The sequence below is a fragment of the Ornithinibacter sp. genome (genome assembly GCF_035443565.1).
GTDB lineage: Bacteria > Actinomycetota > Actinomycetes > Actinomycetales > Dermatophilaceae > Fodinibacter.
This window is the reverse complement of record NZ_DAORSO010000202.1, coordinates 1-3,272: the sequence shown is the minus strand read 5'-3', so window position 1 is coordinate 3,272 and position 3,272 is coordinate 1. Positions and strand designations below refer to the sequence as shown.

Here is a 3,272-nt window from a genome sequence, read left to right as displayed (position 1 = left end):
CTTCGCGACCCTCGTGAGCGCCATCGAGAAGTCCCTGCGGGCGCAGGGCCACCACGTCATCCTCTTCGACCTCGAGGACGAAACCTACGACCAGCGGCTCACGCTGACCCAGAACATGCTCTGGAAGCGGGTCGACGGCATCATCATGCTCAACGTGCCGATGACGGACGAGGAGGTCGACCTCGTCGAACGGCTCGGCCTGCCCCTGGTCACGATCGGCTCACCGGTTCCCGGTCGGGCCTGCGTGCGCATCGATGACCGGCTCGCCATGCGCACGGCGGTGGAACACCTGGCCGGCCTTGGCCACACCCGGATCGGCTACATCGGCTCCGTTCCCGCCAACGTCGCCCACATCCAGACCCCGCAGGACCGCCTCGAGGCCTTCAAGGAGTGTGTCGTCGAGTTCGGCCTGACCTGCGCGCCGGAATGGATCCTGAACTCGGACTGGACCGCCGAGGCCGCCGCCCGCGACAGCACCTCGCTGCTGACCAGTGAGCACCGACCGACCGCCATCGTCGCGGCATCCGACGAGATGGCCATCGGGGTGCGCGAGAGCGCCCGCCGCCTCGGGTTGTCCGTGCCCGGCGACCTGTCCGTCATCGGCATCGACGACTACCTCCTCTCCGAGGTCCTGGGTCTGACCACGGTGCGCCAGGACGTCGCTGCCCAGGGCCGGGCCGCCGCAGAACTGCTCCTGCGCGCCCTGCTCGATGATGACGAGCCGACCGACGAGGTCGTGCTGCCGACCGAGCTCATCGTGCGCGAGTCGACCGGCCCGCTTTCCTGACCGTCCTGCGTCAGTTCTTCGGCGCGTCGTCGGGCGCGAGGTCCTCCGGGTCGCGCAGGTAGGTCTTCTTGCCGAAGAACGCCCGGTTGGCAGCCCAGGTCAACGCCCACAGCACCACGCCGATGCCGAGCAGCCACGCCGCGATCGTGTACTGGATCGGGTCGCGCCCGGTGACCGGCAGGGTGAAGAAGAAGCACGCCAGCGCACCGATGACCGGCAGCACGGTCGGCGTCACGAAGTGCTTGCGGTTGATCGGGTCGCGCCGCAGGACCAGAACCGCGATGTTGACGACGGTGAACACCGCGAGGAGCAACAGGGCCGTCGTGCCACCGAGCGCCGGGACGACGTCACTGTCGCTCGTGCTCACGAAGGTGATGAGCCCGAACGCGATGACAGTCGTGAAGACGATGGCGACCCACGGGGTCTGCCGCCCGCGGTGCACCCACCCGAGCACCGGCGGCAGAACGTCCTGACGGGCCATGCCGTAGATGAGCCGACTGGCCATGAGCATGTTGATCAGCGCCGAGTTGGCCACCGCGAACATCGCGATGAACGGAAAGACGCTGTCAGCAGGGAAGTCGGGTAGGCCCGCGGAGATGACCTTGGTCAGCGGGGTGTCGCCCTCCCCCAGCTCGCCGACCGGAACCAGGGCCACCGAGAAGATGGCGACGAGCACATAGATCAGCCCCGTGATCCCGAGCCCGGTCAGCATCATCTTCGGGAAGTTGCGCACCGGGTCGTGGGTCTCCTCGGCCATGTTCACGGCATCCTCGAAGCCCACCATGGCGAAGAACGCCAAGGACGTGGCGGCGGTGATCGCGAGGAAGACGCTCTTGTCGCCCGCCGTGTCGAAGACGGTGACCCGGGAGAAGTCGGCCTTGCCACCGGTCGCGGCGTAGATGCCGACGAGGATGACGAGCAGCAGGCCGGAGAGCTCGACCGCCGTGAGGACGACATTGGCCTTGACGCTCTCGCTGACGCCCCGGAAGTTCACCGCAGCGACGAGGAGCATGAACGCCAGGGCGATGCCGAGCACGAGGGTGCTGTTCTCACCGTCGAGACCGAAACCGTCGGCGAGGTTTGCGGCGAACGCGTTGGCGGCGGTGGACGCCGAGGTGACTCCGGAGCACATGACGGTGAAGGCCACGAGGAAGGTGAGGAAGTGGATGCCGAACGCCTTGTGCGTGTACAGGGCCGCACCGGCCGCCTTCGGGTACTTCGTGACGAGCTCGAGGTAGCTGAACGCCGTGACCAGGGCCACCGCGAACGCAACGATGAACGGAGCCCACGCGGCGCCACCGACCTCGCTCGCCACCCGCCCGGTCAGTGAGTAGACACCGGTGCCGAGGATGTCTCCGACGATGAACAGCAGCAACAACTTCGGCCCGATCGCCCGCTTGAGCTCGGTCCGCTCCTCCCCCGCCACGGCATCCCCGCCGTCGTTCGCGGCTGCTTCCGTGTCCACCGTCGCACCCATGTCGCCCTCCCAACCCCGCGGTGGATGCCGGGCGGCACCCTCGAGGACAACAGTGGCCCCGCGGCATCCGTGGTGGTGCTCTTGGTGCAGATCAATCTGCAGCATCACCGGTCTGCACGCGCCACAGCGCGGCATAGGCGCCATCGCTCGCCACGAGCTCGTCGTGGGTGCCGGCTTCACGCACGACGCCCTGGTCGAGCACCCAGATGCGATCGGCGTGCCTGACCGTGGAGAGCCGATGGGCCACCACCACCGTCGTGCGCTCAGCGGTGGCCACGCCGAGCGCACGCTGGATGGCTGCCTCGGTCTCGTTGTCCACCGCGCTCGTCGCCTCGTCGAGCACGACGACCGCCGGGTCACGCAACAGCGCCCGAGCCAGGGCGAGACGCTGGCGCTGACCTCCCGAGAGGGTCACCCCCCGCTCCCCGACCCACGTGTCGAGACCGTCGGGAAGAGCGTCGATGAACTCCATCGCCGCAGCGTCACGGGCGGCACCGATGATCTGCTCCTGCGAGGCATCGGGCCGACCGTAGGCGATGTTCTCGGCGATCGTGCCAGCGAACATGTAGACGTCCTGGGCGACGTAACCCATCGAGCCGCGCAGGGAGTCCCAGTCCAGGTCGCGCACGTCGATGCCGTCGAGCAGCACCTCTCCCGAGCGGGGGTCGTCGAAGCGCAGGAGCAGGCGCAGCAGCGTGGACTTGCCAGAGCCGGTCGCACCGACGATCGCGTGGGTCTGACCCGCGGGGATCACGAGGTCGACGCCGTGCAGCACATCGGGCCCGTCGCCGTACCCGGCGCGCACTCCCCTCAGCTCGAGCCCGCCACGCACCGGCCGCGGCACCGTTCGGGTGCCGGCGTGAACGGTGATTGGGACCGCGAGCAGCTCGAGGATGCGCGCCGTCGACGCCCTCCCCCGCTGGTAGAGGTCGAGGACCTCGGCGATGTCGGTGAGCGGCCACAGCAGGCGCTGGGTCATGAAGACGAGCACGGTGTACAGCCCCACCT

Annotated in this window: 3 protein-coding genes; 1 reads left to right on the top strand and 2 read right to left on the bottom strand. The window is 68.5% G+C overall.

Annotated elements, in window-relative coordinates; all coding sequences use genetic code 11:
* The coding region (locus tag PLL68_RS13310) for a LacI family DNA-binding transcriptional regulator (protein WP_324534857.1) at positions 1-787 on the top strand (787 nt) is incomplete at its 5' end.
* Between the two features lie 10 nt (positions 788-797).
* Here PLL68_RS13310 and PLL68_RS13305 read toward each other — a convergent pair.
* Positions 798-2,264, bottom strand: a complete 1,467-nt coding sequence (locus PLL68_RS13305; RefSeq protein ID WP_324534859.1) for an APC family permease — start codon at positions 2,262-2,264, stop codon at positions 798-800.
* A gap of 91 nt (positions 2,265-2,355) precedes the next feature.
* Positions 2,356-3,272: ABC transporter ATP-binding protein (locus PLL68_RS13300; RefSeq protein ID WP_324534856.1), on the bottom strand; the 917-nt coding region annotated here is incomplete at its 5' end.